We start from the raw sequence: 26,625 nt of genomic DNA on the forward strand, positions 1-26,625 counted from the left end.
TGGCTTTCACTGCCGGTCATCCCACTTCTTCCCGATACCCGCACCGTCATCCAGCAAAGGCAAGCAACCATGCAAACCCTGGCCCGACACCGGATTGCCTCCCTGACCTTCTCCCTGCTCTGTTCCCTGCTGCCTGCGGCGATGCTCCACGCCGCCGAAGAGAAGGAACCCACCACGATCGCTCAAGCGCTCCAGGCCTCGGCGCAGCAGCACCGTCCGGTGCTCGTCGATTTTCAGGCCGTGTGGTGCTACTCCTGCTACTACATGGCGAGCCATGTGCTTGGCGGCGCCGATTGGGATGAGGTGAAACGGAAGGCCATCGTGGTCGAGGCGGACGCCGATTCGCCGGACGGCCAGCTGTGGATGAAGAAGCTGAAGGTCTCGTTCCTGCCGAGCTACATCGTGCTCGACGCCAACGGCAACGAACTGGGGCGCGTCACCGCCGAACAGCCGCGCGAAAAATTCTATCCGCAGATCAACGCGGTTCTCGCGACTGGTAACACGCTGGACAGCCTCAAAATCAATGCGGCGAAGGGTTCCGTCGACGCAGTGGCCGGCGTGCTCGAGGCTTTCCAGGCGCGCGATGAAGGCGACGCCGGGCAGGCCTGGTTCGCGAGTCTGCCTCCCGCCTTGCAGCAACGGGCACACCAGCAGGGTCGCGTCACCCTGGCTCTAGACCAGCTTGCGCTGGCCAAGTCCGTCGAGGCTGCCGACAACCGCGGCATCATCGAGCACGCGCAGAAGGTGTTGTCGCAGGACGTGGGTTGCTTGAGGCCCTATGTACTCGACCATCTGCTGGAGGCCAGCAGCAAGCTGCCCGAGGCACAGCGCAAAGCCGTACTGGCTCCGCAACGCCAGACCTTCGATCACTATCTCGACAGCCAGGTGCTGGTGACGAAACCGGCATGTGCCGACCAGCGCAGCGCCGTGGTCGCCAGCGCCGATCTCGACAAGGCTCTCGGCGACGCGACTGGCGAAGCCTCCGTGCTGGATCGGGCGATCCAGCTCACTCGCCAGCGACTGGGCAACCAGTTGGCCAGCGATCGCAATCTCGCCGACAACCTGCGCGCTTACCTCGTTCGCGCCGGGCGCGCAGGCGAGCTGGATGACTACCAGCGCAAGCTGATCGCTGCCTATCCGAACGACTACGTCTACGCCTATCGATACGGACGCAGCCTGGTGGATGCAGGCAAGCCTGCCGACGCACTGCCGTATCTGGCTCAGGCTGCCGACAAGGCCTACGGCGCCAATCGGCTGGCCGTGGCGCTGCAGCAGGTGAAGGCCCTGAAAGCCCTGCATCGCGTCGACGATGCGAAAAAGATCGCCGGCGATGTCCTGGAAACCAATGGCCCCTGGTTCCCCAAGCAGGCTGCGGCCCTCAAAGCGGCCGTCAACGCCTGATGTCGCCACAACGCCGATCGCGCCGATCATGTGGCGCGATCGGCGTCATCGATATCGGTCACTAAACGAACTCAGCGCTCCGCTGTCCTTGCGCGCGAGCAACGACAGCCAGTCGTGGCGACACTCGCTTGCCCGGGAGTCGCGCCACACCTCCCGTCCAGCCGCCGGCTGACGTACAGCCCGGGACATTCGCCGGGTCAAGTCATGGCGAGCGGTAGCAGAGAGGTGCTCAGCCGCCCTGCTTCATTCGGCGATCAGCGAGTGAACTGAGCCAGCAACTGCTCCAGCTCCTGGCGCATCGCATCCATGCGCGCCAAGGCCTCGTCGCGCTCACGCACCACTTCCGCGTACATCGCGGCAGGCACCGCATGCATTGAAACCACCTTCTTCCTGGCTCGGTAACGACGGGCCCGCTCGGCTGCGCTCAATGCATCCACCTTGCGCGGCCGACCGCGACTGCGCTTGAACGCCAGCGGCAAAGAAAGGGTTCCGGGATCAAGGGGGTCAACCATGGCGCATCCTCCTGAAGGTCGTGCTTATTTTACGTGACGTCACACTAAATATGCAAGCGGAATTTCCATGAAATTCAATGTTTATGAGCCTCTAGCTGAGGGACTTGAGGAACCTGAATGTTGTCCGCCAGGCGGCCCGTGCGTTCACGCGCCAAGGAACCAGCCGCCGCTACCGTGATTTCCAGGGCGACGCCGGAATGCCCGCCCGACACGGCGTCGAGCGCCCACGCACCATGGGGAAGCGGAAGATGGAATCGCTCTACGAGCTGTCATCGCGGACGATGCGCCGCGTGTACGACGCCAGGATCAAGACCCCATCGGTGCTGGACGCCGAGACCTACTTCCCCGATGCACCGACGTTCCAGGCGGCCTGGCCACAGATCCGCCGGGAGGCGCTCGCCGTGCTGGCCAACGCGCCATCGATTCCGCGCTTCCACGAGATCATGCCGACCCAGGCCGATCTCTCAGCCAATGACGGCAAGGATTGGCGCATGTACCTGCTGAAGGTCTATGGGCAGCCCGTGCGCTCGCACCTGGCCGCCTGCCCGGTGCTGGCGAGCCTTCTCGAAGCCGCGCCGGACGTGCTGTCGGCCACCCTGTCATACCTGGCGCCGCACAAACACATCCCACGGCACTCTGGCCCATTCCGGGGAATCCTGCGCTATCAACTGAACCTGGAGGCGCCGCCCGGTGTCGACGGCCAGCCGGGCGCCACGCTGTGGCTGGCCGGTGAGGAATATCGACTCGCCGAGGGCGAGTCACTGCTGTGGGACGACACCTATCCACACGAGGTCTGGAACCGCAGCGACCGTATACGCATCGCCCTGCTGCTGGATGTGCGCCGCCCCGCCATGCCGCTGGAGCTGCGCATGCTTTCCCGCGCCGTTACCACGGGCGTCGGCATGGTCGCCCGCTGGCGCGGACTGGACTAGGACGACAGGCCGACCGCACGGCCCGAGCCAATTCGACTCGACGAAGGCGCAGTTGGCGATCCCCTGCGCCTTCGCCCTGGCGTCGATCAGGCGTGCCGACTGGTCTCGAACAGGAACCACACGCGGCGCTCCGCCTCGTCGATCCAGTTCTCCAGCAGGCTGGCCGTGGCCACGTCGCCATGCTCATCGCACAATCCGTGGGTGGCGCGCATGAAGCCGGCCAACTGGATATTGTCCTCCCGAAGCTCGGCCAGCATGTCGTCGGGCGTGACGAAGTCCGCGTCGTTGTCGAGCAGGCGACGAAGGCGCGCGGCATGACCCAGCGAACGCAAGGTCGTACCGCCCAGCTTGCGCACACGCTCGGCGATGGGGTCGACGGTGGCGTAGATCTCGTCCGACTGTTCGTCCAGCAACAGGTGATAGTCGCGGAAATACGGGCCGGACATGTGCCAGTGGAAGTTCTTGGTCTTCAGGTACAGCGCGAGCACGTCGGCCAGCAAGGCGTTGAGCTCGGCGGAAATGTCCCGGGTGGCGTCAGCGCCCAGCGGCGTGGGCGTATTGAGGGCGGCCTTGCGGCGTTCCTTGGTCTTGCTTGCATCACTCATCAGGGGTCTCCTTTAGCCTGCGTGTGGGATGGGATCGAAGAGGATTACTTCGCAGGAGCATCCACGGCGGCATCGTCGTGGCGCAGATAGGCCATCAGGGCCAGCACGGGCGGCACGGCGAAACACCACATGCTGGTGAACGCGTACAGCAGCGCCCCGAGCGCGCAACCGATCGCAAACGCCAGCACCGCCAGGCTCATGCGCAGCAACCGCACATTCACCGTGCTCGACTGTTCGAGGCTGACGCCATGCAGGCGGTCGGCGAGATCCAGCATGATCTGCGTGGTCGTGCCGGTCATCAGCGTGGAGGGTGGCGCGCTGCCCAGATGGACACGGTGCACCGCATTCTGGATCGCCATGGCGCTGACCAGCGTCATGCCGGTCAACGTGGACATCCAGCTATCCCCCTGGCCGAACGGTCCGTGGTAGAGCGCCATGCACGCCGCCGCGACAAGAAGGACGAGCTTCAGCAGCAACAGGCTCTGCACCACCGGCCGACCTTGCGCGATCAGGCGATAACGCAGCAGTCGCGCGCCCATCACCACCAGGCAGAACACCGGCAGCGCCAGCAGTTTGGCGATGATGCCTGAGGCGCCCGTCACCAGCGCGGCGCCGATGGTGACGAAGTTGCCGGTGACATGCGCGGTGAACAGCCCATGGAGGGCGAGGAAGCCGGCGGTGTCGACGTACCCCGCGTTCACGCTGAGGATGGTCGGCAGTAGGGGCTTGTCGGACATGCGATTGCCGGTCCTCTCCGATGCCTGGGTATCACCACATGAACTTCAGCTCGACGCCAAGATAGTCGCCATCGCGCCCGCCCACCGCGCGGATAGCCTTGCCGACATCAAAATGCACAGCTTCCACCGCGCCGGTGAAGTTGGCGTTGAAGGCATAGTCGGCGCGCACCTGGCCGTACACGCCGGTCCAACGCCCACCCTCCCCGGCCGTGCCGGCCAGGGGGATATTGGGTTGCACGTAGATGGCGTCGCCCGTGGTCTGCCGCCACTGGAAGCCCACGGCGCCCATCAGGGTCAGGCCCGGCGCCGGCCCGACGGTAAGACTGGGCTTCACGTGCAGCAGATTGGTATAGCCGGTGAACCCCGCCAGCGTGAAGTAATAGCCGTTGGGAAACAGCGGATTGAAGGTGCCGAGCACGCCATCGTTGCGGTGGCGGTCGCCCGAGGCCGCATCCAGCTGCAAGCCCAGGCGCGGATGCCAGCCGACGGATTCCAGGGTCACGCCAGCGCGGGCGCCCGCGCCCCAGGCCTGGATGTCCTCGTTGCCGACGTGGCCACGCTGCAGCATGCCTTCGACGTCCCAGTCGAGCGGCGCAGCCGTACCGGCGAAGCGCATGTCATAGACGTCCCGCCGCTCGTCGCCGACGGCGTCCAGGTAGTGCGCATTGTCGCGGCTGTACAGCGAATAGTAGGCGGACAGTTCGTCATGCCCCCACAGCAACCGCTCCACGCGCAGCGTGCTGAAACGGAAATGGCTGTTGGAGGTATCGTCGAACGGGTGCTCGTCCTTGTATTGCACGGGCTGGCTGATGAAGCCGATGAAGCGCCAGACACCGGTCTCCCAGTCCGCCCACAACGCGTCGAATGACTGCCGCACGTTCGGGCCGTCGCGCAGGGATACGAAGCGCTGCAGGTCGAAGGCGAAATCCTGACGCCCTACCCGCGCCTTGAACGTGCCCGAGTCGAACTGCCGGACGTAAGCCACGAAGGCCATCCGAAGATCCCAGGGGTTGCGATCCGCGCCACCGATGACCTGCTTGTTCACGGTGCGCGCATCTTCCACCTGCACGAAGGCTTGCCAGTATTGCGCGAAGCGCAGGTCCATATGCAGCTGGAAACGTTGCAGCAGGTAGGTGTTGTTGGGCACGCCGCCGACGCCAAAGCTCGCCGCATCGGACATTTCCGCCCGCTCGCGCAGGTTCACGCCGAACGACAGATACGTGTGTGGATCATCCGCACTCAGTGCGATGTACTTCAGCGCGTCGCCCCATTGCGTGCGGAGGGCCGGATCGGCCAGCACCGACCAGTCTTCCTGCCAACGATTGCTGCGCAGGATCGGGCGGGTGGCCTGGTCCTGCGCCGGCGTGGCGTTGGTGGATTCAGTGGCCGCATCCTGTGATCTGAGCGGCCGTGACGCCAGGCAGCCCCCCAACACCAGCGCCACGCTGGCCGCCCAGCCGAACAACGTGGCGATGGCGTGCGTCGCGCCGCTCGGCGACGCCGCGGGATGCATTATCAGGGGCCGGTAAGGGCATGGATCTCCGCCACGTAGCCACCCGGAAAGAGCACGAAGGCTGAGTTGCGCCCGGAGCTGTAGAACGGTTCAACCAATACCTTGGCGCCGCTTGCCCTGGCCTTTTCCAGGGTGCTGGACAGGTCCGCCACCTCATAACCGGTCACTTCGCGGCCATGGGGATAAGGCAGGTGACCATCGGTCACAAACACCGACACGTTGCCGAAGTTCGAAGCGATGCGCGCGTGGCGATACGTATCGTTCGGGCGACCGATCTCCGCGCCGTGCGCCTTGGTGTCATCGGCCACGAGGTTGCCGTGCGAGAACTTCAGGAAGGCGTTGATGAAGTCATCCGCTCGGTCGGCCGAGACATACACCCGATTCTCGGGAACCGCCTGGAACGGCTCGTAGCTCGGCGACGTGGTGTGTGAATACAGCTGCATGTTCACGCCGCCCGGAAACTGGACGACCGCATCGCGGCCGATCGGATCGGGGAACGTCGACACCAGCACATCGGCGCCCGCGGCGCGCGCCGCGGCAACCGCCTCGTCGACATCGGTCACCATGTAGCCGGTGCGTTCGGCGCCAAAGGGATACGGGACCGGCGTCTTGAAGGCGAACAGCGACACGGTGCCTACCGGGGTCTGCAGCAGCTGCGAGGTCGTGCTGCTTGGCGTGGGTGTTACCGTCGCCACCACCTGCTTGGTGCTCTGGCCGCCGAAGGTACCGAGGAAAGCCTTCACGAAGTGATCGACGTCAGCCGGCTCCACGTAGACATGGGTGGTGCTGTACTGCGGCGCGGTGGCGACGGTGGACGAGGACGCCGGCGCCGTGTCCTGCGCCCGGACGCCGCCAGAGATGGCAAGCAACACGAAACCGGGCAGCAACAGGTGGCGCGCCAAAGTCCTGAGATTCGAGATGATGCGCATGGGTCACTCCTCCTCTCTGGGTCGTGATGCCTTAACCACCCCGGATGATGCCCGGCCAAACCGTTACGTCACGTGATTTTTCTTTGCCTGGCGTCCGCGCGGGAGCGCAGGTCATGCCAGGCCACCAGTACGAAGCCCCCGACCAGTCCCAGATGCTCGAAGAAGGCATTGGTCATCATGAAGCGATCGGCCGCCGGCGCGGCCCAGAAGCGGTTGGCGATGAAGCTGGCCAGCAAGGTGAACCCGGCCAGCAGCAGGGCCCCGAACCAGCGCCACAGGCCCAGCAGGATCATCAGCGAGGCGCCGAGTTCCAGCACGATGGTCAGCGCCGCCACGGCCGCCGCGGGCGACAGGCCGAAATGCGAGGCCTCGGCCACCGCGGCATGAAAGTCCAGCAGCTTCTGGATGCCGCCCTGCAGGTAGGCAGCACACAAACCCAGCAGCGCGAGCCACCGCACCGGCGGCGTCGCGAGTTTCGCCAGCAGGCCTTCGAGGGATGCGTTCATCGCGACCGGCCTGCCCTCACACCGCCCAGCACGAGCAGCCGAGCGCGCCCCAGAACGACTTCAGGTCCGCGATCGGAAGCTCACTCGACCAGGCCGTGGCGTGCTGGTGTCCGTGCACCCCGCAACCGTGGCCGCAACCGCACGCCGCCAGCGACGCCTGATGCGCGGGGACGCGCTGCTGCCCCCATGCCGCAAAGCCGCCGTAACGGCGCACCGGCGACCAGTCCGGCATGGCCGCCGGCACGTCCACTTCGTTGAGTGGGCCGAAGTCACCCGCGCCATAGACCACCCGCCCGCCGACCATCGTCAGCAGTGAGGTAGTGTCGGCGATGTCGTCCTCTGCGCAGGCGAAGAAGTCGCGATCGGGCACGATCAGGTCGGCGAGCTGGCCGACGGCGATGCGCCCTTTCTTCCCTTCCTCGCTGGAGAACCAGGTGACGTACTCGGTCCACATGCGCAACGCCGTCTCCCGATCCAGGCAGTTGCGCCGCGGGTAGATGCCAAGACCACCCACGGTCTTGCCGGTGACCAGCCAGGCCAGTGACACCCACGGGTTGTACGAGGCCACGCGGGTGGCGTCGGTGCCCGCCGAGGTCTTCACCCCCTTCTCGAGGATGCGCGCCACCGGCGGCGTGGCCTGGGCCGCAGCGGCCCCGTAACGCTCGACGAAATACTCGCCCTGGTAGGCCATGCGATGCTGCACCGCGACCCCGCCACCCAGCGCGGCGATGCGGTCGATCGAGCGCTCGGAAATGGTCTCGGCGTGGTCGAAGAACCAGTGCAGCCCCTCCAGTGGAACGTCGCGATTGACCTTCTCGAACACGTCCAGCGCGCGACTGATGGTTTCGTCGTAGGTCGCATGCATGCGCCACGGCCAGCGGTTCTCGGCCAGGATGCGCACCACCTCTTCCAGGTCGCCTTCCATCGACCCGGGCATGTCAGGGCGCGGCTGGCGGAAGTCCTCGAAGTCCGCGGCGGAGAACACCAGCATTTCGCCGGCGCCGTTGTGGCGGAAATAGTCGTCGCCCTGCTTGTATTTCGACGTGCGCGTCCAGTTCAGGAAATCGTCCTTCTCTTGCTTGGGCTTCTGCGTGAACAGGTTGTAGGCGAGGCGGATGGTGAGCTGGTTGTCGCCAGCCAGCTTCTCGATGACCGCATAGTCCTCGGGGTAATTCTGGAAGCCGCCGCCGGCGTCGATCGCGCCGGTAACACCCAGCCGGTTCAGCTCGCGCATGAAATGCCGCGTGGAATTGAGCTGGTATTCGAACGGCAGCTTTGGCCCCTTGGCCAGCGTGGCGTACAGGATGCCCGCGTTCGGTTTGGCCAGCAGCAGACCCACCGGATTGCCCTGGCCATCGCGCACGATTTCGCCACCCGGCGGGTCGGGCGTGTCCTTGGTGTAACCAACCGCGCGCAACGCAGCGCCATTGAGGATGGCTCGGTCATACAGATGCAGCAGAAACACCGGCGTGTCGGGCGCGACGGTGTTGAGTTCCTCGATCGTCGGCAGGCGCTTTTCGGCGAACTGGTGTTCGGTGAAGCCGCCCACCACGCGCACCCATTGCGGCGCCGGCGTGATCGACACCTGTTGCTTGAGCATGGCCATGGCGTCGGCCAAAGAACGCACGCCATCCCAGCGCAGCTCCAGGTTGTAGTTGAGCCCGCCACGGATGATGTGCAGATGGTTGTCGATCAGGCCGGGCAGCACGCCCCGCCCCTGCAGGTCCACCACTCGCGTCTGCGGGCCGGCCAGCGCCATCACGCTCGCCGCATCGCCCACGGCGATGTACTTGCCATCGGCGATGGCGACCGCCTGCGCTTCGGGCAACGCGCGATCCAGGGTGGTGAAGCGACCGTTGCGCAGGATCAGCTCGGCCGTGCTCATGACTTCGCCTCCTCGTCCTGCGGCGGCGACTTGATGTCGGGGCCACACGGCAGTTCGCCGAAGATGTGCGGCTTGACCTGGTCGTCCACCCAGCCGACCGCACTGCCCTCGTGATGCCACAGCTGCCGGACCAGCGGCGGCAGCTGTTCGCCCAGCAGGATGCCGAGCAGCCCGACCAGCGCCACCATCGGCGGCGCCGGCGATCGCACCTTCATCAGCCCATAGATGATACCGACCAGCAAGCCGGCGGCCAGCGAGACCAGATAGGTTTTCATGGGTGCTTCTCCGCGCCGGCGGGGCCGGCGCCTTGCCGCTCAGCCCTCGTGGGCGCCAAACATGGTCTTGGCGTAGATGACGCCGAGGCCGTAGGACCCACCGAAGCGCTTGGCGATGCCGGTGGTGCTGTCGTAACTCTCAGCGCGTGCCCAGTCGCGCTGCAGTTCCAGCAGGTATTGCAGCGAGGTCATCGGCCGTACGCCGGCCTGCACCATGCGATCCATCGCGCGATTGTGCGCCTCGGCCGAAACATCGCCGCAGGCATCGGCGATCACGTACACCTCGTAGCCCTGGTCCAGCGCCGAGAGCGTGGGCCCGACGATGCATACGGACGTCCATAGCCCGGCGAATACCAGGCGGTCCTTGCCGATCTCGTTGACCCGCTTGATCACCGCCGCATCCTCCCAGGTGTTCATGGAAGTGCGATCGAGCAGCGCCTGCCCGGGGAACGGTTCAGTGATCTCGCTGAACATTGGCCCGGAAAAACTCTTCTCCGCGACCGTGGTGAGGATGGTTGGCACCTTGAAGCTGGCGGCGGCGTGGGACACCAGCGCCGCGTTGTTGCGCAGGTTGATCGCGTCGATCGAATGCGTGGCGAAGGCCATCTGCGACTGGAAGTCGATCAGGATGAGCGCGTGGTCCTTCGGCGTGAGCAGTTTTTTCCCGGGGGTGGGGGTTGCAGTGATGGCCATGGGAGTCTCCCGTACAGCGCGTCATGAGCGGGCCGGCCGCGTGGCAGACGGCCGGCCCGCAGGGTGAATCAGGAACGGATGAATTCCAGCAGGTCCTTGTTGACCTCCTCCTGATGGGTGGCGGTGAGCCCGTGCGGAGCGCCCGGATAGACCTTCAGTGTCGCGTGCTTGACGATCTTGGCCGAGAGCCGGCCGGCGTCGTCGATCGGCACGATCTGGTCGTCGTCGCCATGGATCACCAGCGTGGGGACCTCGATCTTCTTCAGGTCAGGCGTGTAGTCGACCTCGGAAAACTGCTTGATGCACTCGTACAAACCCTTCAGCCCACCCACCATGCCCTGCCGCCAGAACGAGTCGCGCATGCCCTCGGTGGCCTTGCTGTTCGGGCGATTGGCGCCGAAGAACGGAGCGGAAAGGTCTTTGAAGAACTGCGAGCGGTCGGCCAGGGTCTTGGCGCGGATGTCGTCGAACACCTCGATGGGCGTGCCACCGGGGTTGCTGGCGCTCTTCACCATGATGGGCGGCACCGCGCCGATCAGCACGACCTTGGCCACACGGGCGTTGCCGTGGCGGCCGATGTAGTGGGCCGCCTCGCCACCACCGGTTGAGTGCCCCACCAGCACGATGTTCTTCAGGTCCAGTTTGTCGATCAGCGTCGCCAGGTCATCGGCATAGGTATCCATGTCGTTGCCGTCCCAGGGCTGGGAGGAGCGACCATGCCCGCGCCGGTCGTGCGCGATGGTCCGGTAGCCCTGCGAACTGAGGAACAACATTTGCGCGTCCCAGGCGTCGGCGCTCAGTGGCCAGCCGTGCGAGAACACGACGGGTTGGCCCTTGCCCCAGTCCTTGTAATAGATCTCGGTACCATCTTTGGTGGTGATCGTCGGCATGCAGGGAGCTCCATGTAGGTAATCACCTGGCGCGGATGCACCAGGCGTCTTCAAAAGCAATGCGTGACCGATGATGGGCGGCGCGAGGGCCACAGCGCCCGCCACCCTGCCGGCTGGAAAGGTGCGGCGGCCCAGGTCGTGTCATGGGTGGGGTGTTTCCTCGACACGCTGTCCCTCCTCGCGAGCGCGACCGCTCATCGCGGATCGGGAGCGCAACCCTCCCCGGCATAAGCCGCCGACCATACCTGTGCAGGGGTCGTTGCTGCGTGAACCGGCCAAAGGGGAAACCGCGCCGCGTGCGCTCCATGCGTGTGACAGAGGCAGGATCTCTTGGACCTACCGCGACGGATACGACCCACCCTTCAGGCGGACATCCGAGTGGCCCAATGCCGGTCCGATCCAGGTATGTCAGGAACGTGACAGCGAGCGAAGCCAACTCGCTTGCCACTCCCGAAACCATCAATCCCTTGCCGGTATTTATTCGCAGCGTTGAAGCTGCGTGCACCCTGTCGTGCCACCTGCCGGCGCGCGCGGCGGGACTCGGCATGAGTCCGCGCCGCCACGAGGTTCCTACTTCGCTTCCTTCTCCATCAACTTGTCCACCAGGTTCGCCGGCACTTCCTCGTAGTGGTCGAATTCCATCGTGAAGGTGCCGCGCCCACGCGTGGCCGAACGCAGGAAGTTGATATAGCCAAACATTTCCGCCAGCGGCACATGGCCCTGCACGAACGCCTGGGCGCCGCGCTGGCCCTGGTCGCTCACCGTGCCACGGCGGCGGTTGATGTCGCCGATCACGTCACCCAGGTAATCCGGCTCAGTCACCACTTCCAATCGCATCACCGGCTCCAGCAGCTTTGGCCGACTGAGGCGTTGTGCTTCGCGGAAGCACTGGCGCGTGGCGATTTCGAAGGCCAGCGCAGACGAGTCCACGTCGTGGAACTTGCCGTCGATCAGCCGCGCCTTGAAATCCACCACTTCGTAACCGGCAATCTGGCCCTCGCGCGCTTCCACCGTCACGGCGTGCTCCACCGCGGGAATGTACTCACGCGGCACGCGCCCACCGACGACTTCGTCGGAAAACACCACGCCCGAGCCAGCGGCCTGCGGTTCGAACACGATGGTCACCTCGGCGAACTGGCCTGAGCCGCCGGACTGCTTCTTGTGTGTATAGGTGTGTTCCACCGGCTGCCCGAAGGCCTCGCGGAAGCTCACACGCGGCTTGCCCATGATGGCCTCGACGCCAAGCTCGGTGCGCATGCGGTCGACGGTGACTTCCAGGTGCAGCTCGCCCATGCCCTTGAGCACGGTCTCGCCGGTTTCCTTGTCCACTTCCAGCCGCAACGACGGATCGGCCTTGACCATCTTGTAGAGCGCGGTGGACAGCTTGTCGACGTCGTTGCGGTGCTTGGGTTCCACCGACACGCTGATGACCGGATCGGGAAAACGCATGCGCTCGAGCAACGCGGGATGCGCCGGGTCCGTCAGCGAATCGCCGGTCTCGGTCGCCTTCATGGAGACGAACGCGCAGATGTCACCGGCACGCACTTCGTCGATTTCGCGGGTGTCGTCGGCCTGCACTTCCACGATGCGTCCAACGCGCTCCTTCTTGCCACGAGTGACGTTGAGCAGGCTGTCACCCTTGCGGATCACGCCCGAGTAGATGCGGCAGAAGGTGAGCGTACCGAACGGGTCGTTGATCACCTTGAAGGCCAGCGCGCGCGCCGGCGCCTCGTCGACCACGCCCTGGTCGCCGATCACGTGGCCGTCCTCGTCGACCAGCGCGATGCCACCGTTTTCGCCCGGATAAGGCAGGTAGTCGATCACAGCGTCGAGCAGTTGCTGCACGCCCTTGTTGCGGTAAGAGGAGCCGCAGAACACCGGCGTCAGCTTGCCGGACACGCAACCCTCGCGTATGCAGCGCTTGAGCGTGTCCATCTCGAATTCGCCCGACTCGACCAGCTTCTCGAACGCCGCGTCGTCCATCGCCAGCGCATGCTCCAGGGTTTCCTGGCGCAGCGCGGGCAACCTGGCCAGCCAGTCCTGGTCGGCTGCGCTGGTGACCGTCACGCGACTGGCGATCTCATCCAGCGGCACGGTCTCCCAGGGGCTGTCCTTGTCGTGGCCCTTCCACAGGTAGCCCACGCCGGCGACCAGATCGGCCATCCCGACGAACTCGTCATGGCTGCCAAGGGGTATTTGGCACAGCAGCGCATTGGCGCCAAGGCGCTCGCGGATGCCCAGCACGCAATGGGCGAAATTGGCGCCGATGCGGTCCATCTTGTTGACGTAGCAAAGCCGCGGCACGTTGTACTGGTCGGCCAGGCGCCAGTTGGTCTCGGTTTGGGGCTCCACACCGGCGACGCCATCGAACACCACCACGGCGCCATCAAGCACGCGCAGGCTGCGGTTCACCTCGATGGTGAAATCCACGTGGCCTGGGGTGTCGATCAGGTTGATCTGATGACCCTTCCATTCCGTGGACACCGCCGCGGACTGGATGGTGATGCCGCGCTTGCGCTCCTGCTCGAGGTAGTCGGTGGTGGTCGACCCCTTGCCTTCCTTGGTGTCGTGCACGTCCACGATCTGATGCTTCCGACCGGTGTAATAGAGGATGCGCTCGGTCGTAGTGGTCTTGCCCGCATCGATGTGAGCAATGATGCCGATGTTGCGGTACAGCTTTAGCGCCTTCTGCCTTGCCATGTGGCCCTGCCCTGAAGTGTCTGTCCCGACCGGAAGGGTGTGGCGGCCATAAGCCGCCATCATCGTTGCCCGGCAATCCTCTACAGATTGGGTCATCCTAGCCTGCATCAATGCCCCGTCAACGCGCCCGGGCGTGCCGAACGCTGTCGACTCACGTCAAACGGATGCACAGACCGCCCTGATCAAGGCTCGATCATGCCGACACGAGCCTGGCCGGAACCGCCTTTTCATCCAGTTCGTTTGGACGTCCATGTCGATGTTTGCGTGGCAGTCTCAGTAAGTGCGCAGAGGGCGCCTTCAACACCTGTCGCGGCAGGGTGAACCAGACCGTCGACAGCAACGACGCCCAGCCTCATTCGAAGCTATCGTTGCCTGGCTTTGACGGAGTCCACGTCCACCGGCAGCCGCCTTGTCGCCGGCCGGCGGAACTCATATCCCCTACCCCGGCGCCGATGCAGGAAAGCCGTCCCCGGCACGACTCCGAATGGCGCCCTTCACCGGCCGGCAACGGCGGCTGTGCCATTGGTAGAGGCTGGTCGCGGGTGTCGTCAATGACGGGGAAACGCCATGTCCGAGCAGCACGCCGAACTGAGCCGGGAGTTCATCGAGCAGCAGCGCCAACGCCTGGAGGGGTTGCGTCGTCATTTCCTCGGCGACGACGAAGAACGCCGCGCGTTCGAGGAACAGCACGGCGACGAAGCGGCGGAGTTTGAGGACACCGCGCAGGACAGCGCCCAGGAAGAGGTGCTGCAAGCCCAGCACGACGTGGACGACCGCCGTGTGCACGACATCGAACGCGCGCTCCAGAAGATCGCCGATGGCACCTATGGCTACTCCGACCTCAGCGGCCAGCCCATCCCCAAGGCCCGGCTGGAGGTGACGCCGGAGGCCATCCTTACGCTGGACGAAGAGCGCGCCCGCGAACGCGGCCGTTGACTCCCCCTTGAATCCCGACCGATCGCCTCGACCATGGCGGCGTCACCCGTGACGTGCATCGGGCATGTCGAGATGGATAGCCGAGGAGGACCCTTCGTGAGCACCCCAGCCGCCTTCGATCTTTCCCCGCCCTCGCCGCTGCAGTTCGACGCCCTGGCCGCCTCGCTCAGCGCACAGGAGCGGGAGGTGCTGCTCGACCACGGCACCGAGTCGCCCTTCTGCGGCGTGCTGCTGACCGAAAAGCGCGCCGGCGTGTACTGCTGCCGCCTGTGCGGACTGCCGTTGTTCCTGGCAGGCTCCAAGTTCGACAGCCGCACCGGCTGGCCCAGTTTCACCACGCCCTTCGACGAAACCCACCTGAACTATGTGCGCGACGCCAGCTACGGCATGGTGCGCACGGAGATCCGCTGTGCCCGCTGCGGCAGCCATCAGGGCCACGTGTTCGATGACGGCCCGCCGCCCACGCACATGCGCTACTGCATCAACTCGGTCTCCCTCGACTTCACCGCCGCCACAGACCCCCTCCCCGACAGGCTGGGTCGCGGCGCGCCAGAAGGCCATGTGTGGCAGTACGCCACCGCCTGAACCGTCCACCAGGAAACCCGACATGACCCTGCACTCGCGTTACCGCCATCCGGTATGGCTCGCCGCCGGCGTGCGCACGCCGTTCGCCAAGGTGGACACGGCGCTGGCCAGCTATGACGCCATCGCGCTGTCTGTACCGGTGGTGCGGCACATGCTCGGCAGCCTACCCGACGGGAGGCGGCCGGATGTCGCCGTGTGGGGGACCGTGGTGCCCAACCTCACCTTCAGCAACATCGCGCGCGAAGTGCTGATGGATGCCGGCGCGCCCGCCACCATCCCGGCCTTCTCCACCGTGATGGCGTGCTCGACCAGCATGATCGGCATGATCGAGGCGGCCGGCATGCTCGACGACGACAGCATGCAACTGGCCCTGGTTGGCGGCGTGGACAGCCTCAGCCGCATCCAGCTCGGCCTCAACCAGCGACTGTCCGACTGGATCCGGCGCTTCCAGAAGGCGCGCTCGGTCGGCGAGAAGGTCTCGCACGCGCTGTCGCTCAAGCTGGGTGACGTCAGCCTGTACATTCCGGGCATCGTCAACCGCACCACCGGCCTGAGCATGGGCGAACACACCGAGATCACCGCCAAGGAATGGCGCCTCGGTCGCCAGGAACAGAACCAGATCGCCTACGACAGCCATCGACACGCCGTCGCGGCCTGGGATCAGGGCTTCTTCGACGACCTGGTGATTTCCATGGGCGATTTCCGCCGCGACAGCATCCCGCGCGCGGATACCTCGCTGGAGAAACTGGCCAAGCTGCCACCCAGCTTCGATCGCACCAGCGGCATGGGCACGCTGACTGCCGGCAACTCCTCTCCGCTCACCGACGGCGCGGCCAGCCTGTGGGTCGCGACCCAGAAGGGCCTGGAACGGCTGCCCAGCCACGTGCCGAGGGTCAAGCTGGTGGATTGGGAGATCGCTGCCGTGGACTTCCGCATCGAGGGCCTGCTGATGGCGCCGGCGTTCGCCATTCCGCGGCTGTTGGCGCGTCACGGGCTTGCCTATGACGACATCGGCCTGTGGGAGATTCATGAAGCCTTCGCCGCCCAGGTGCTGGCCCACATCGCGGCGCTGCAGGATCGCGGCTTCCTCGCTCACAAGGCAGGCGTCGACCGCGAACTGGGCGCTTTCCCACGCGACCGGCTCAATCCCCATGGTGGCAGCGTCGCCCTGGGCCACCCCTTCGGCGCCACCGGCGCGCGCATCCTCAGCCAGACGGTGAAGGAACTGGCCGCGCATCCTCCCGGCACGCGCGCCATCGTCAGTATCTGCGCCGACGGCGGCCAGGGCTCGGTTGCGCTGCTGGAAGCCGGCTGACGACGCCATAGCAGGCGCTGCTAGGATGCTCCCCACTTGAACGAAGGGGACATCCATGGCGCTGCGGCATACGTTTCTGGCACTCATCCTGGCTGGCCTGCTGCCCGCGGGCGCGGCCACGGCGGCGGACACCAAGCCGGCCGGCGACAAGGATTTCGTGGCTTATGCCCAGCCGGTGATCGCCTTCACCCATGCCACCGTGGTGGACGGCACGGGCCGCAAGCCGGCCCGCGACCAGACCCTGCTGGTGGACCACGGGCGCATCACGGCGCTGGGCAAATCCAGCCGCATCAAGGTGCCGGATGGCGCCACCGTGATCGACGCGCACGGCAAGACCCTGTTGCCGGGTTTCGTGATGGTGCACGAGCACATGTTCTATCCGGCCGGCGGCGTCGAGTACAACGAGATGAGTTACAGCTTCCCGCGGCTGTACCTGGCCGGCGGCACCACTACGCTGCGCACGGCAGGCTCGATGATGCCGTATGCCGACCTCAACGTGCGCGATACGATTACCGCGGGCAAGGTCATCGGCCCGGACATGGACGTGACGGGGCCCTACCTCAACGGCCCCGGCCTGCCGATCCCCGCTGTGCATGTGCTCAGCGGCCCCGATGACGCCGAGCGCACGGTCAACTACTGGGCCGACGAAGGCGTCACCTCCTACAAGGCCTACATGCAGATCACCCGCGCCGAACTGCAGCGCGCGATCGAGACAGCGCACCGCCGCGGCTTCAAGCTGACGGCGCACCTGTGCTCGGTCACCTATCGCGAAGCGGTCGAGGCAGGCATCGACAATCTCGAACACGGCTTCTTCGTCAGCACCGACTTCGTCAAGGACAAGCAGCCTGACCAGTGCCCCGCGCGCGCCGATGTCACGCAGTCGCTGGGCGCGCTGGACCCGGCCTCGCCCGAGATGAAGTCACTGATCCGACTGATGATCGACCACCATGTGGCGCTCACCTCCACGCTGACCGTGTTCGAAACCTTCCTTCCCGGCCGGCCCAAGGCGCCGCAGGGCGCGCTCGACCTGATGCTGCCCGAAGTGCGCGCGCAGTACGAAGCCGGCTGGGCCAAGGCGCAGAGCGGCAAGCTCGGCGCGTCGGTGGACACCTACCTCAAACTCGCCAGGCTCGAGAAGCAATTCTCCGACGCGGGCGGCCTGCTGCTGGCCGGCACCGACCCCACGGGCTACGGCGGCGTGGTGCCGGGATTCGCCTCCAAGCGCGAAATCGAGCTGCTGGTCGAGGCAGGCTTTCCCTTCGAGCAGGCAGTGAAGGTGGCGACCGCCAATGGCGCCCGTTATCTCGGGCGAGATCAGGAAGTGGGCACGCTGGCCATAGGCAAGCGTGCCGATATCGCGTTGATCGACGGTGACCCCACCAAGGACACCAGCGCCATCGAGCATATGCCACTGGTGTTCAAGAACGGCGTCGGCTACGACACGCAGAAGATCTTCGACGCCACGCACGACACCGTCGGCCTGCACTGAGCACGCCGACGGAATCCATCAGCGCTCCAGCAGCGGTGTCACCACGCGTTCCAGGCGTTTGGCCGTCCATTCGGGCGGCCGCTCCTTCCAGCCGTCCTCGACCAGGCGTCCGCTGCGGTCGATGGTGAAGCTGACCGGCAGCCGCCAGATCCGCCCGTAGCCCGGTACGTGCGGATCGCCGAGCAGTCCGACCGGAAATTCAAGCTTGCCGGCCACGGCCCGCACCTTGTCGAGGTCCTCGGGCGCGTCGAGGCTGAAACCGAGCACCACCAGCCCCTGGTCCGCGTGCTCCCGTGCATAGCGCGACAGCAGGGGCAGTTCTTCGCGGCATGGCTCGCACCATGTCGCCCAGAACGTGACGATCACCACTTTGCCGCGCAACGCCTGCAAGTCGATGGTCTTGCCGTCGAGTGTGTGCAGGGCGATCGGCGGCGCCGGCGCTCCTACCACGAGGTCATTCGCGTAAGCCGCGTTCAGGGGCGCGACCAGACAAGCCAGCAGGCACAGTCGCCACAGGCACGCCACGATGCGCCGGGCTGGCGAAGTGATGGCCGCATGCATCCGCGCGGCACTGCCCGGAGATGGCTTCGATTCCGCCCTGATGAGCACGGAAGTCGTCATAGCTTCATGCTCAGGCCGACCGTGCCGGTCCACTTGGGAAACAGCTGATAGCCCTGCAGGTGGCTGTACACCGGCAACTGCACGAAGGCATACATCTGCAGGCGCGGCGTCAGGCTCGCGCTGATGCCGGGACTGAGGTAGACCACCTCACCCGCGGTGTCCGCGCGATCGGCCAGCGCGCCCTGGTCCGCACTCTTGTGCAGCCAGTTGAGCTGCAACTGCGGCACCCAGCTCGCGTGCGCCTCGTAGCGCAAGCCGACGCTCAGCGAGGCCTGGTTGCCAGGTCGATAGTCCGTGCCCGGCTGGTCAAGCTTCTGGCTCACCGCGGCCTGGAACTGTCCGTTGACGAACGCGTCGAAATCCTGGCTCACCGGCTGGTAGTAATACGCGCCGACAATCAGGTCGGTGCTGCCGGTACCGGCCTGCAGGCTGGTATCCAGCGACTGGCCCTGCGACGGCCCGTTCTTGAAGGTGGTGGGTTGCCCGACGAAGGCGCCGTCGTCCGCCTGCCCACCGTAGTGCCCCGTAGGCAGCTTGATGCCGAACACGACGCCCAGGTTGTGCATCGGCAGGAAGCCCTGGTAACTGCCCAGAATCCGGGCATCGCCGATGCCGGCGACGTGGGCCTCGCTGATCTGGTCCGGCGCGATGGCCGCCGGGGTGAAGGGCTGCAGTTGCGTGCCGTAGGTCGAGTGATCGCGCAGCACGTACGGCAGGGCGAAAGTCACGCCCCAGTCGGCGTTGAAACGGTAGGTGGCCGTCGCGTTGACGTAGCGGTTGATGGTGTCCTTCTCGATCTCGCCACCACCGATGGAAGGATCCGAAGGCTGGTTCACCACCTGCTCGGGCGAAGCCTTGCTGCTGCCGTGGCGCAGCTGGCTCTGGTCGATATAGGTGTAATCGAGGTTCACCCTCCAACCGGACTCCGCAGAGTAACCGGTGGCGGCGTCAGTGCTGAGCGTGCAACCACAGGTGGCGCAGGCCTGCGCCAGCTCGGGCGCAGCGCCAAGGACCACAAAGGTCGCGAGCGCCAACAACGAAGGGCCACCGGCCCATGACATCGGTGGGCGCGCGCCGCGTGCGCGCGCCGGTCCGGCCATTGCTGTCCGTGCAAATGTCGGGATACGCATGAAATGAAAACTCTGGATATGGCAACTGCCACGGCTCGACGCCGGGCGCATCGATGGGTGACCACCCCGGCGCGCATCCGCGCGCGACGACTACCGCGGCCGCGCGTGGAAACTCCGAAGGAGGATGGCTGGAAAGTCAGGGCAGCCGACAGAACGCCGGACGGCCTGCGCGGGTCAGCCGATCAGGGGTGGGCCGCGAGGTTGCGCGCCCAGCAGCGACGGGACGTCGTGTTCGACCGTCGGTATCCAGGGCTCCGGGCTGCCGACCGGCGCGGCCGGCACGAGAAACAGCACATGACCCGACGCCAGCACCGATTGCAGCTCGAAAAGCACGCAATAGCCGCAGTGGTCGATGCCGTGCCCGGAGTGATCGGGCAATGCCGGGGCATGGCCCTCGGCCATGCCATGGTGAGCGTGGTGATGCGCACTATGGGGAAGCGCATCGGCCACCGGCATGACGCGCGAGATCGCCGGCATCGCCACGATGAGCGCCATGGCCAGCAACGCCAGCCATGCCACCCAGGGACGAAACTGCCTTCGCCGAAATGCCACGGACCCCACCACGCCTGCGCGTACTCAGGTCGCAAATTTATCACGGAACGACCTGCCTATCCGTTGCGCGACAATGTGCTACGCCGCAATACCTTGCGGCGCAGGACGAGCCGCCTCGCGGGCGGCTCCGACTTAGAAATAGACCTGCGCGCGCAGCTCGAAAATGTGCGGGTTCACTTGCAGCTTGCCGCGATCGCTGAAGGCCCAGACGTAGTTGGCCTGGAATTTCAGGTGTTCACCCAGGTACCAGTTGGCGCCCGCGGTCCAGTCGTGCTCCTTGCCTCCGGTGATGGAGCCGTCGTTGAGATCCAGCTCGCTGTAGCGCACGGCCAGTTCCACCGCGCCCCAGGGGCTGGTCGAACGGATCACCTGCAGGTTGCGCGCGTTGTAGCGGCGGTCCGCCACATTGCCATCGCTGTAGTAGCGCGACTCGCCGGTGAGCGTCCAGGTGGTGAACAGGTAGTAGCCGTTCACCTTGTAATCGCGCTTGCCAAGGCTGCGATCCACCTGCGCCTGCAGGTATTCGCCCTGCAGCGACCACGGCCCTTCGATCCACAACGCCTCAAAGCCCTGGCGATCGACACTCTTGCTGTACGGCAGGTTGCCCGAATCGACCAGCCTCACCGGCGACAGGCCATCCTCGGGACGTGCACGCAGGCGTGCGGTCGGCGGCACGCTGCCCTCATTGGCCCAATCGAGCTCTTCGCGCGACGCGGACAGGCCCAGATGCAGCACCTTGCCCTGCTCGTTCAGCGGCACCCAGGCGGCGCGCCCGGCCCAGGTGTGCCCCGGGTTGTTGCCATCGAAATCCTTGCGCCAGAAGTAGTCGCCGATGTTCAGCACGAAGTGCGGCCTGATCCACGCCCAGTCCAGGCCCGCGCGGCGACCCTCCCACACGGCCTGAGTCGGCAGCGCAGTCTCGATGAAGGTGGTCGCGGAACTACTGGTCACGCCTTCGAAGCCGACCGGCGTCTTCGAGTAGCCCAGGCGGAAGTTGCCGAGGTCCTGGCCAAGCACGCCGCTGCTGCGCACGCGCACAAAAGCGTCTGCCCACAGCCTGGCCTGGAAGTCGTATTGCACGATGGCGTCATAGACGCCGGGCTTGCGCAGGAACAGGCCGAGATACTTGCGCCGGGCGGTGCTGGCGTCTTCGAAGCGTCCCTCGTCGTGCGAGAAATTGTTGACGTCGTACTGGTAGAGCACCGCCAGGCCAAAGTCGGTGCCGTCCGAGGCCACCACATGCGTCGGCCAGTTGCTGTAGAAATCGTAGTCGTCTGCAAAACAACAGGCGGGCGCGGCCAGTGACAGGGCCAGGCCGATGACCAGCGACTGGCGTCGCAGGATTGCCATTGCAGACCGTCTACGTATTCGAGCCATGTTTTCAACTCCTGTCGTGTAACCACATGCTGTCCAAGCACCGGATGGCCCTGAAATGATCATTGTGCATATGCACATGACCCGAATTTCCGTCGGCCATGCGTTTGGCCGTCCATCTCATCTCATTCGCTCGCAAGCTAGACGACGGGCATCCTGAACAACCTGTTGCATGCGCTTGACACTTTTCGAATACCCACCTTCGCAGTCACGCAAAGTCCACGTAACACCGCTTACACCTAGTTCCGGACCTGCCGGCGGGGAGCCGGCATGACGGCAGGCGACGACCATGAACAGGCATCCGACGCTCATCGTCCACAACGCCAGGATCCACACCGGCGTAGCGCAGCGCCCGGAAGTCCAGGCGCTGGCCGTCCATGGCGACCATATCGCCGCCGTGGGAACGAACGGGCAGATCCGCTCACTGGCCGGACCGGCGACATTGATGATCGATGCCGGCAGGCGGCGCGTGATTCCGGGATTGATCGATGCGCACATCCACCTCATGCGCTACGGGCCGAGCTACAACCTGGACCTGCGCTGGGATGGCGTGCCGACGCTCGCCGAGGCCATGCGCCTGCTGGCCGAACAGGTGGCGCGCACACCGGCGACGCAATGGGTGCGCGTGGTCGGCGGCTTCTGCGAACACCAGTTCGCCGAGCGTCGCCTGCCCACGCTGGACGAGTTGAATCAGGTTGCCCCTTCGACACCGGTGCTGATCATCCATCTCGGTGATCGCGCCCTGCTCAACGGCGCCGCCTTGCTCGCTTGCGGCTACACGCGGGACACCCCTGATCCGCCCGGCGCGCACATGGAGTGGGATGCATCCGGTTCGCCCACGGGCCTGTTGCTTGCTGCGCCGAACCTGTCGCTACTGGACGACGCCCTGTCGCACGCGCCCTCCGCGCCGTACGAATACCAGCTCAACGCCATGCGCCACTTCATGCGTGAACTCAACCGGCTTGGCGTCACCAGCGTGATTGACGCGGGCGCCGCGCGCCAGCGCTATCCGGACGATCATCGCGTCATCGAGGAGTTGCAACTGCATCACCTCTTGAGCGTGCGCGTGGCGTATCACCTTGGCGCCAGCACTCCCCATGCGGAGCTGGGCGATTACACCCACCTGACCTCGACCCTGCATCCCGGCCAGGGCGATGCGTTCTACAGGCTCAATGGCGCAGGAGAGCTGCTGGTGCATGCGGCGGTGGACTTCAGCAATTTCCGTCAACCGCGCCCGGCGACGCCGCCCAGCATGGAAGTGGAGCTGGAGCCGGTTATCCGCCATCTCGCGGCCAACCGTTGGCCGTGGCGCATGCACGCCACCTATGACGAGACCATCAGCCATGCGCTCGATGTGTTCGAGCGCGTCGATCGCGAGATTCCGTTGCACGAGCTGCACTGGTTCTTCGACCATGCCGAAACAGTATCCGAGCACAACCTCGAACGGATCGCGCGCCTGGGCGGCGGCATAACAGTGCAGCCGCGCATGGCTTACCAGGGCGAGTACTTCGCCGAGCGCTATGGCGCCGAGGCAACGGCGCACGCGCCGCCCTTCCGTCGCATGCTGGAACTGGGCGTTCACGCCGGCGTCGGCAGCGATGCCGCGCGACTGGGGAGCTACGACCCGTGGATCGGGCTCCATTGGCTGACCACCGGCACGACGCTTGGCGGCTTGTCGCTCTATCCAAGGGAGCGCTGTCTCGACCGCGCGTCCGCATTGGCCATGTATACCCACGCCAACAGCTGGTTCACCGGCGAGGAAGGCATCAAGGGTCAGCTCGATGTTGGCCAACTGGCCGATTTCGCGGTGCTGTCAGACGACTACTTCGACGTTGCGGACGAAGATATCCGGCAGATCGTCTCTGACCTTACCGTGGTGGATGGCCGCATCGTCTACGCCGACGGGCCGTTCCAGATGCACGATCCCGCCCCGTTGCCCGCGATGCCCGAATGGTCACCCGTGAACCACGGGATTACCTGCTGGCGCGCGCCCCGGAATACCGCGGGCGCACAGATGCCTCGCGGCGGCCACGTTCGCCAACCCTCTACTCCCCGGCGCGGTTAGCGCGCCGTTGATGAGGCCTGTCGTCGACAGCAGCGAGCCTTGGCTCGGGTCAAAGGCAGGCGTCTTCAGGACTGCCCCGGTCGGCCACTTCACAACATGTTCGACGAATTCGAACATGTTCGTCGGCCCGATGGTACGGCCCACGCCCGCCGCCGGCGCACCATCTCTCCATCGTCAACCACCCCCGACATGGGAGAACGCCATGAATCGTTTCGCCAACAAAACCATCCTTGTCACCGGCGGAGCCAGCGGCATCGGTCTCGCCACCGCACAGGCCTACGCGGCCGAGGGCGCACGCCTCGTCATCACCGGCCGTGACGAGGCTCAGCTCGCGCAAGCCAGGGCCACCCTGGGCCACGATGCCATTGCCTTGCGCAATGACGCCGCCTCGGCCACGGCAGCCAAAGAACTCGCCGGAGAACTGACGCGCCAGGGCGTCACGCTGGACGGCATATTCATCAACGCCGGCATCGCCAAATTCGCGCCACTGGCGGATGTGGACGAAGCCCTGTGGGACCTCACGTTCAATACCAACGTGAAAGGCCCCTATTTCCAGATCCAGGCGCTGGCGCCGCTGCTCAACGCGGGCGCCTCGGTGGTGATCAACGGGTCGATCAACGCGCACCTGGGCATGCCGTCCTCGTCCGTGTATGCGGCCAGCAAGGCGGCGGTGATCTCGCTCGCCAAGACCCTGTCGGCCGAATTGCTGCCGCGCGGCGTACGCGTGAACGTGGTGAGCCCCGGCCCGGTCGAAACGCCGCTCTACGGCAAGCTTGGCCTGGACAAGGCTGCGCTGGACGCCACCGCGGCGCAGATCCAGGCGCAGGTGCCACTGGGCCGTTTCGGCAAGCCCGCCGAGATCGCCTCCACGGTGTTGCACCTGTCCGCGCCGGAGTCGGCCTTCATCGTCGGCACGGAAATCATCGCTGACGGCGGCATGAGCCAGCTGTGAACCCGCCGGCCCGGTCGCTTCGACGACCGGGCCCTCACGTGGCAAACCACTGACGCGACCTTCGACGGCGTGCCGATGCGCTCGCGTCCAGCGAACCCGAACGAGCAATTTTGGATGGTGCTGTTGCACGGCCATATCGAATGCGGCAACGGCCCGTACTACCGAATGAGCATGGCCTGGTGGCCACGTTCCGGCCCGCCAGGCCGCATGGCGGCGGACTCTCTGGCAGAATCTGACTCAGATCAGCGCAAGACCGCCAACCCCATTGCCAGACTTCGGCCCGCTCCCGCCGCAGCCCCTTCCCCCATGTCGACTGTCAACACCTCGTCCCGTGCGATCCCGCCGCTCTCCACGCTGCTGGCGGCCCCCCATCGCGGCATGTTCCTGATCGGCGCCCTTGCGCTGCTGGCCAACATGATCTGGTGGACCTGGGCCCTGGTGGCCGCCTGGCAGGGGCTGCCGTTTCCCCGCCAGGCCATGCCCTCGATGTGGGCCCATGGCTTCCTGATGCAGTACGCCACGCTGGCGCCGTTTGTGTTCGGCTTTCTGCTGACGGTGTTCCCGCGCTGGATGAGTCTTCCCGACGTGCCGCGACGCGTTTACGCCACCGTATTCGCGCTGGTGCTGGGCGGCGGCATTCTGGTGCTGGCTGCACAAAGCGGCGTGCCGATGTTGCTGCCGGCCGGACTGCTGGCCATGCTGTCTGGTTGGCTGGTCGCGATGACCTCGCTCGGCGCCCGACTGCGCGCGAACGGTGGCCGCGATCGCTGGGCGGTGTCCGCGTTTGCCGCGCTGGCGTTCGGGGCGCTGGGCCTGGCGCTGGCGCTGGGCTATGCCTGCGGTGGTTCACCCAACCTGATGCAGGCCGCCATCAGCATCGGCACCTTTGGCCTGCTCGTGCCGGTGTACTTCACTGTCGCTCACCGCATGGTGCCGTTCTTCAGCAACAACGTGGTGCCGGGTTACCGCGTCGTCCGCCCGCTGGGTTCGCTGGCCGGCGTATGGGTGCTCGTGCTTGCCCACCTGGCGTTCGATCTTGCTGGCGCCGCGCGCTGGCGCTGGCTGGCTGACCTGCCCTTGGCGGCCCTGCTCGGCTGGCAATGGATCGCTTGGCAACCCTGGAAGGCGCGCAAGCCCGGCCTGCTCGCCGTGCTGTACATCGCGCTGGCCTGGCTGCCGTTGTCCTTTGCGCTGTTTGCCGCCGACAGCCTGACGCTGTTTGTGCACGGCGCCAGTGGCTGGGCGCGCGCGCCGTTGCACGCGCTCACCATCGGTTTCCTGGCCTCGATGCTGGTGGCCATGGTGACGCGCGTCACCCACGGTCATTCGGGGCGCCCGCTCACCATGGGGCCAATTCCCTGGCTCGCTTTTGTCGGCATGCAGCTGGCTGCTATGGTGCGCGTCCTCGCCGACGCGGCTGAGCGGCCGTGGCCGCTGTACGTGCTGGCCGCCGCTCTGTGGCTGCTGGCCCTGGCGCCCTGGGTGGTTCGCGCGGCCTGGATTTACCTGACCCCGCGCCGCGATGGCAAACCCGGCTGAGCCCGCTCATTCATCTTCGGAGTTATCGCCCATGGCGCTCTTCCACCAGGCCACCGAAGTGGGCATCGCCACGCTGGTCGATCGCTTCTACGACAAGGTGCGTGCTGACGACGAACTCGGCCCGGTATTCAACCAGGCGATCCACGATTGGCCGGCGCACAAGGTGATCCTGCGCGACTTCTGGTCCTCGGTGGTGCTGCGCTCGGGACGCTACCAGGGCAACCCGATGGGAACCCATCGCGCCCTGCCGCCGTTTCCGCAGGCGCTGTTTCATCGCTGGCTGGCCCTGTGGCGCGAAACGGCGCGTGAAGTGTTCGAGCCGGGCCCGGCCGACCTGTTCATCGCCACCGCTGAACGCGTGGCCCAGGGCCTGAGCATGGGCCTCGATATGGGCCGCTTGTCGCTGGAGCATCCCTCGCGGGCGCTCGGACCGCTGCACATCGTGCGCTGATCCGGCCGCGACAAAACGTCGACGCCGATCTCTCGTCA

At 65.8% G+C, this 26,625-nt stretch carries 25 protein-coding genes; 10 read left to right on the top strand and 15 right to left on the bottom strand.

The window, feature by feature from the left end:
* Positions 1–69 precede the first annotated feature (69 nt).
* On the top strand, positions 70–1,401 hold the full coding sequence (locus DVT68_RS16440; RefSeq protein WP_114826194.1) for a thioredoxin family protein: 1,332 nt from the start codon (positions 70–72) through the stop codon (positions 1,399–1,401).
* A 254-nt stretch (positions 1,402–1,655) separates the two neighbouring features.
* Here DVT68_RS16440 and DVT68_RS20340 read toward each other — a convergent pair whose 3' ends face one another.
* Positions 1,656–1,913 (bottom strand): hypothetical protein, encoded by a 258-nt coding sequence (locus DVT68_RS20340; protein WP_147281758.1) that lies wholly within the window; start codon positions 1,911–1,913, stop codon positions 1,656–1,658.
* Positions 1,914–2,161: 248 nt separating this feature from the next.
* Here DVT68_RS20340 and DVT68_RS16445 point away from each other — a divergent pair, with 248 nt between their 5' ends.
* Positions 2,162–2,845 carry an aspartyl/asparaginyl beta-hydroxylase domain-containing protein gene (locus tag DVT68_RS16445; protein ID WP_114826195.1) on the top strand — a complete coding sequence of 228 codons (684 nt, stop codon included), beginning with the start codon at positions 2,162–2,164 and terminating at the stop codon, positions 2,843–2,845.
* Between the two features lie 86 nt (positions 2,846–2,931).
* Here the strand turns inward: DVT68_RS16445 and DVT68_RS16450 are convergent, their stop codons facing one another.
* The 10 genes from DVT68_RS16450 to fusA all read right to left on the bottom strand — a co-directional run bounded on the left by DVT68_RS16450 (position 2,932) and on the right by fusA (position 13,578).
* A complete protein-coding gene (locus DVT68_RS16450; protein ID WP_114826196.1) occupies positions 2,932–3,450 on the bottom strand; it encodes a Dps family protein in 519 nt (172 codons plus the stop codon).
* A gap of 44 nt (positions 3,451–3,494) precedes the next feature.
* Positions 3,495–4,187, bottom strand: a complete 693-nt coding sequence (locus DVT68_RS16455) for a YoaK family protein (RefSeq protein ID WP_114826197.1) — start codon at positions 4,185–4,187, stop codon at positions 3,495–3,497.
* A 31-nt stretch (positions 4,188–4,218) separates the two neighbouring features.
* Positions 4,219–5,700, bottom strand: a complete 1,482-nt coding sequence (locus tag DVT68_RS16460; protein WP_114826198.1) for an alginate export family protein — start codon at positions 5,698–5,700, stop codon at positions 4,219–4,221.
* Positions 5,701–5,702: 2 nt separating this feature from the next.
* On the bottom strand, positions 5,703–6,629 hold the full coding sequence (locus tag DVT68_RS16465) for a VOC family protein (protein WP_233523523.1): 927 nt from the start codon (positions 6,627–6,629) through the stop codon (positions 5,703–5,705).
* Positions 6,630–6,697: 68 nt separating this feature from the next.
* Positions 6,698–7,135 (bottom strand): DoxX family protein, encoded by a 438-nt coding sequence (locus DVT68_RS16470; RefSeq protein ID WP_114826199.1) that lies wholly within the window; start codon positions 7,133–7,135, stop codon positions 6,698–6,700.
* A gap of 16 nt (positions 7,136–7,151) precedes the next feature.
* Positions 7,152–9,020 (bottom strand): amidohydrolase, encoded by a 1,869-nt coding sequence (locus DVT68_RS16475; RefSeq protein WP_114826200.1) that lies wholly within the window; start codon positions 9,018–9,020, stop codon positions 7,152–7,154.
* The gene (locus DVT68_RS16480; RefSeq protein ID WP_114826201.1) at positions 9,017–9,295 is read right to left on the bottom strand and encodes a DUF1427 family protein; all 279 of its coding nucleotides are present in this window, start codon (positions 9,293–9,295) and stop codon (positions 9,017–9,019) included. The genes DVT68_RS16475 and DVT68_RS16480 overlap by 4 nt, the downstream gene beginning before the upstream one ends.
* A gap of 39 nt (positions 9,296–9,334) precedes the next feature.
* A complete protein-coding gene (locus DVT68_RS16485) occupies positions 9,335–9,988 on the bottom strand; it encodes a hydrolase (protein WP_114826202.1) in 654 nt (217 codons plus the stop codon).
* A gap of 68 nt (positions 9,989–10,056) precedes the next feature.
* Positions 10,057–10,878, bottom strand: coding sequence for an alpha/beta fold hydrolase (locus DVT68_RS16490; RefSeq protein ID WP_114826203.1), 822 nt, complete (start codon positions 10,876–10,878; stop codon positions 10,057–10,059).
* Positions 10,879–11,448: 570 nt separating this feature from the next.
* On the bottom strand, positions 11,449–13,578 hold the full coding sequence (gene fusA / locus DVT68_RS16495; RefSeq protein ID WP_114826204.1) for an elongation factor G: 2,130 nt from the start codon (positions 13,576–13,578) through the stop codon (positions 11,449–11,451).
* Positions 13,579–14,145: 567 nt separating this feature from the next.
* Between fusA and DVT68_RS16500 the strand changes: the two genes are divergently transcribed.
* The 4 genes from DVT68_RS16500 (at position 14,146) to DVT68_RS16515 (ending at position 17,903) form a co-directional block, all read left to right on the top strand.
* Positions 14,146–14,514: a TraR/DksA family transcriptional regulator gene (locus DVT68_RS16500; RefSeq protein ID WP_114826205.1), complete on the top strand. Its 369-nt coding sequence runs from the start codon at positions 14,146–14,148 to the stop codon at positions 14,512–14,514.
* 96 nt (positions 14,515–14,610) lie between these two features.
* Positions 14,611–15,099, top strand: coding sequence for a peptide-methionine (R)-S-oxide reductase MsrB (gene msrB, locus DVT68_RS16505; protein WP_425477522.1), 489 nt, complete (start codon positions 14,611–14,613; stop codon positions 15,097–15,099).
* 22 nt (positions 15,100–15,121) lie between these two features.
* Positions 15,122–16,414: an acetyl-CoA C-acyltransferase gene (locus tag DVT68_RS16510; protein ID WP_114826207.1), complete on the top strand. Its 1,293-nt coding sequence runs from the start codon at positions 15,122–15,124 to the stop codon at positions 16,412–16,414.
* A 55-nt stretch (positions 16,415–16,469) separates the two neighbouring features.
* Positions 16,470–17,903 carry an amidohydrolase family protein gene (locus DVT68_RS16515; RefSeq protein WP_114826208.1) on the top strand — a complete coding sequence of 478 codons (1,434 nt, stop codon included), beginning with the start codon at positions 16,470–16,472 and terminating at the stop codon, positions 17,901–17,903.
* Between the two features lie 18 nt (positions 17,904–17,921).
* Here DVT68_RS16515 and DVT68_RS16520 read toward each other — a convergent pair whose 3' ends face one another.
* The 4 genes from DVT68_RS16520 to DVT68_RS16535 form a co-directional block, all read right to left on the bottom strand.
* Positions 17,922–18,464 (bottom strand): TlpA disulfide reductase family protein, encoded by a 543-nt coding sequence (locus DVT68_RS16520; protein WP_114826209.1) that lies wholly within the window; start codon positions 18,462–18,464, stop codon positions 17,922–17,924.
* A gap of 56 nt (positions 18,465–18,520) precedes the next feature.
* On the bottom strand, positions 18,521–19,654 hold the full coding sequence (locus tag DVT68_RS16525; RefSeq protein WP_233523524.1) for a transporter: 1,134 nt from the start codon (positions 19,652–19,654) through the stop codon (positions 18,521–18,523).
* A gap of 174 nt (positions 19,655–19,828) precedes the next feature.
* A complete protein-coding gene (locus DVT68_RS16530) occupies positions 19,829–20,218 on the bottom strand; it encodes a DUF2946 family protein (RefSeq protein ID WP_325050443.1) in 390 nt (129 codons plus the stop codon).
* Positions 20,219–20,338: 120 nt separating this feature from the next.
* Positions 20,339–21,556 carry an OprO/OprP family phosphate-selective porin gene (locus DVT68_RS16535; RefSeq protein ID WP_114826211.1) on the bottom strand — a complete coding sequence of 406 codons (1,218 nt, stop codon included), beginning with the start codon at positions 21,554–21,556 and terminating at the stop codon, positions 20,339–20,341.
* Between the two features lie 313 nt (positions 21,557–21,869).
* Between DVT68_RS16535 and DVT68_RS16540 the strand changes: the two genes are divergently transcribed.
* The 4 genes from DVT68_RS16540 to DVT68_RS16555 all read left to right on the top strand — a co-directional run bounded on the left by DVT68_RS16540 (position 21,870) and on the right by DVT68_RS16555 (position 26,587).
* The gene (locus DVT68_RS16540; RefSeq protein WP_114826212.1) at positions 21,870–23,645 is read left to right on the top strand and encodes an amidohydrolase; all 1,776 of its coding nucleotides are present in this window, start codon (positions 21,870–21,872) and stop codon (positions 23,643–23,645) included.
* 202 nt (positions 23,646–23,847) lie between these two features.
* Positions 23,848–24,597: an SDR family oxidoreductase gene (locus DVT68_RS16545; protein WP_114826213.1), complete on the top strand. Its 750-nt coding sequence runs from the start codon at positions 23,848–23,850 to the stop codon at positions 24,595–24,597.
* Positions 24,598–24,903: 306 nt separating this feature from the next.
* Positions 24,904–26,136, top strand: a complete 1,233-nt coding sequence (locus DVT68_RS16550) for an NnrS family protein (protein ID WP_114826214.1) — start codon at positions 24,904–24,906, stop codon at positions 26,134–26,136.
* A 31-nt stretch (positions 26,137–26,167) separates the two neighbouring features.
* The gene (locus tag DVT68_RS16555) at positions 26,168–26,587 is read left to right on the top strand and encodes a group III truncated hemoglobin (protein ID WP_114826215.1); all 420 of its coding nucleotides are present in this window, start codon (positions 26,168–26,170) and stop codon (positions 26,585–26,587) included.
* Positions 26,588–26,625: the final 38 nt, after the last annotated feature.

The organism is Dyella solisilvae (assembly GCF_003351225.1).
GTDB classification, from domain to species: domain Bacteria; phylum Pseudomonadota; class Gammaproteobacteria; order Xanthomonadales; family Rhodanobacteraceae; genus Dyella; species Dyella solisilvae.

Excerpts from the sequence above, each read along its gene's own strand:
- DVT68_RS16440 (WP_114826194.1), top strand. The coding sequence starts at position 70 with ATGCAAACCCTGGCCCGACACCGGATTGCCTCCCTGACCTTCTCCCTG.
- DVT68_RS20340 (WP_147281758.1), bottom strand. The coding sequence starts at position 1,913 with ATGGTTGACCCCCTTGATCCCGGAACCCTTTCTTTGCCGCTGGCGTTC.
- DVT68_RS16445 (WP_114826195.1), top strand. The coding sequence starts at position 2,162 with ATGGAATCGCTCTACGAGCTGTCATCGCGGACGATGCGCCGCGTGTAC.
- DVT68_RS16450 (WP_114826196.1), bottom strand. The coding sequence starts at position 3,450 with ATGAGTGATGCAAGCAAGACCAAGGAACGCCGCAAGGCCGCCCTCAAT.
- DVT68_RS16455 (WP_114826197.1), bottom strand. The coding sequence starts at position 4,187 with ATGTCCGACAAGCCCCTACTGCCGACCATCCTCAGCGTGAACGCGGGG.
- DVT68_RS16460 (WP_114826198.1), bottom strand. The coding sequence starts at position 5,700 with ATGCATCCCGCGGCGTCGCCGAGCGGCGCGACGCACGCCATCGCCACG.
- DVT68_RS16465 (WP_233523523.1), bottom strand. The coding sequence starts at position 6,629 with ATGCGCATCATCTCGAATCTCAGGACTTTGGCGCGCCACCTGTTGCTG.
- DVT68_RS16470 (WP_114826199.1), bottom strand. The coding sequence starts at position 7,135 with ATGAACGCATCCCTCGAAGGCCTGCTGGCGAAACTCGCGACGCCGCCG.
- DVT68_RS16475 (WP_114826200.1), bottom strand. The coding sequence starts at position 9,020 with ATGAGCACGGCCGAGCTGATCCTGCGCAACGGTCGCTTCACCACCCTG.
- DVT68_RS16480 (WP_114826201.1), bottom strand. The coding sequence starts at position 9,295 with ATGAAAACCTATCTGGTCTCGCTGGCCGCCGGCTTGCTGGTCGGTATC.
- DVT68_RS16485 (WP_114826202.1), bottom strand. The coding sequence starts at position 9,988 with ATGGCCATCACTGCAACCCCCACCCCCGGGAAAAAACTGCTCACGCCG.
- DVT68_RS16490 (WP_114826203.1), bottom strand. The coding sequence starts at position 10,878 with ATGCCGACGATCACCACCAAAGATGGTACCGAGATCTATTACAAGGAC.
- fusA (WP_114826204.1), bottom strand. The coding sequence starts at position 13,578 with ATGGCAAGGCAGAAGGCGCTAAAGCTGTACCGCAACATCGGCATCATT.
- DVT68_RS16500 (WP_114826205.1), top strand. The coding sequence starts at position 14,146 with ATGTCCGAGCAGCACGCCGAACTGAGCCGGGAGTTCATCGAGCAGCAG.
- DVT68_RS16510 (WP_114826207.1), top strand. The coding sequence starts at position 15,122 with ATGACCCTGCACTCGCGTTACCGCCATCCGGTATGGCTCGCCGCCGGC.
- DVT68_RS16515 (WP_114826208.1), top strand. The coding sequence starts at position 16,470 with ATGGCGCTGCGGCATACGTTTCTGGCACTCATCCTGGCTGGCCTGCTG.
- DVT68_RS16520 (WP_114826209.1), bottom strand. The coding sequence starts at position 18,464 with ATGCATGCGGCCATCACTTCGCCAGCCCGGCGCATCGTGGCGTGCCTG.
- DVT68_RS16525 (WP_233523524.1), bottom strand. The coding sequence starts at position 19,654 with ATGCGTATCCCGACATTTGCACGGACAGCAATGGCCGGACCGGCGCGC.
- DVT68_RS16535 (WP_114826211.1), bottom strand. The coding sequence starts at position 21,556 with ATGGCAATCCTGCGACGCCAGTCGCTGGTCATCGGCCTGGCCCTGTCA.
- DVT68_RS16540 (WP_114826212.1), top strand. The coding sequence starts at position 21,870 with ATGAACAGGCATCCGACGCTCATCGTCCACAACGCCAGGATCCACACC.
- DVT68_RS16545 (WP_114826213.1), top strand. The coding sequence starts at position 23,848 with ATGAATCGTTTCGCCAACAAAACCATCCTTGTCACCGGCGGAGCCAGC.
- DVT68_RS16550 (WP_114826214.1), top strand. The coding sequence starts at position 24,904 with ATGTCGACTGTCAACACCTCGTCCCGTGCGATCCCGCCGCTCTCCACG.
- DVT68_RS16555 (WP_114826215.1), top strand. The coding sequence starts at position 26,168 with ATGGCGCTCTTCCACCAGGCCACCGAAGTGGGCATCGCCACGCTGGTC.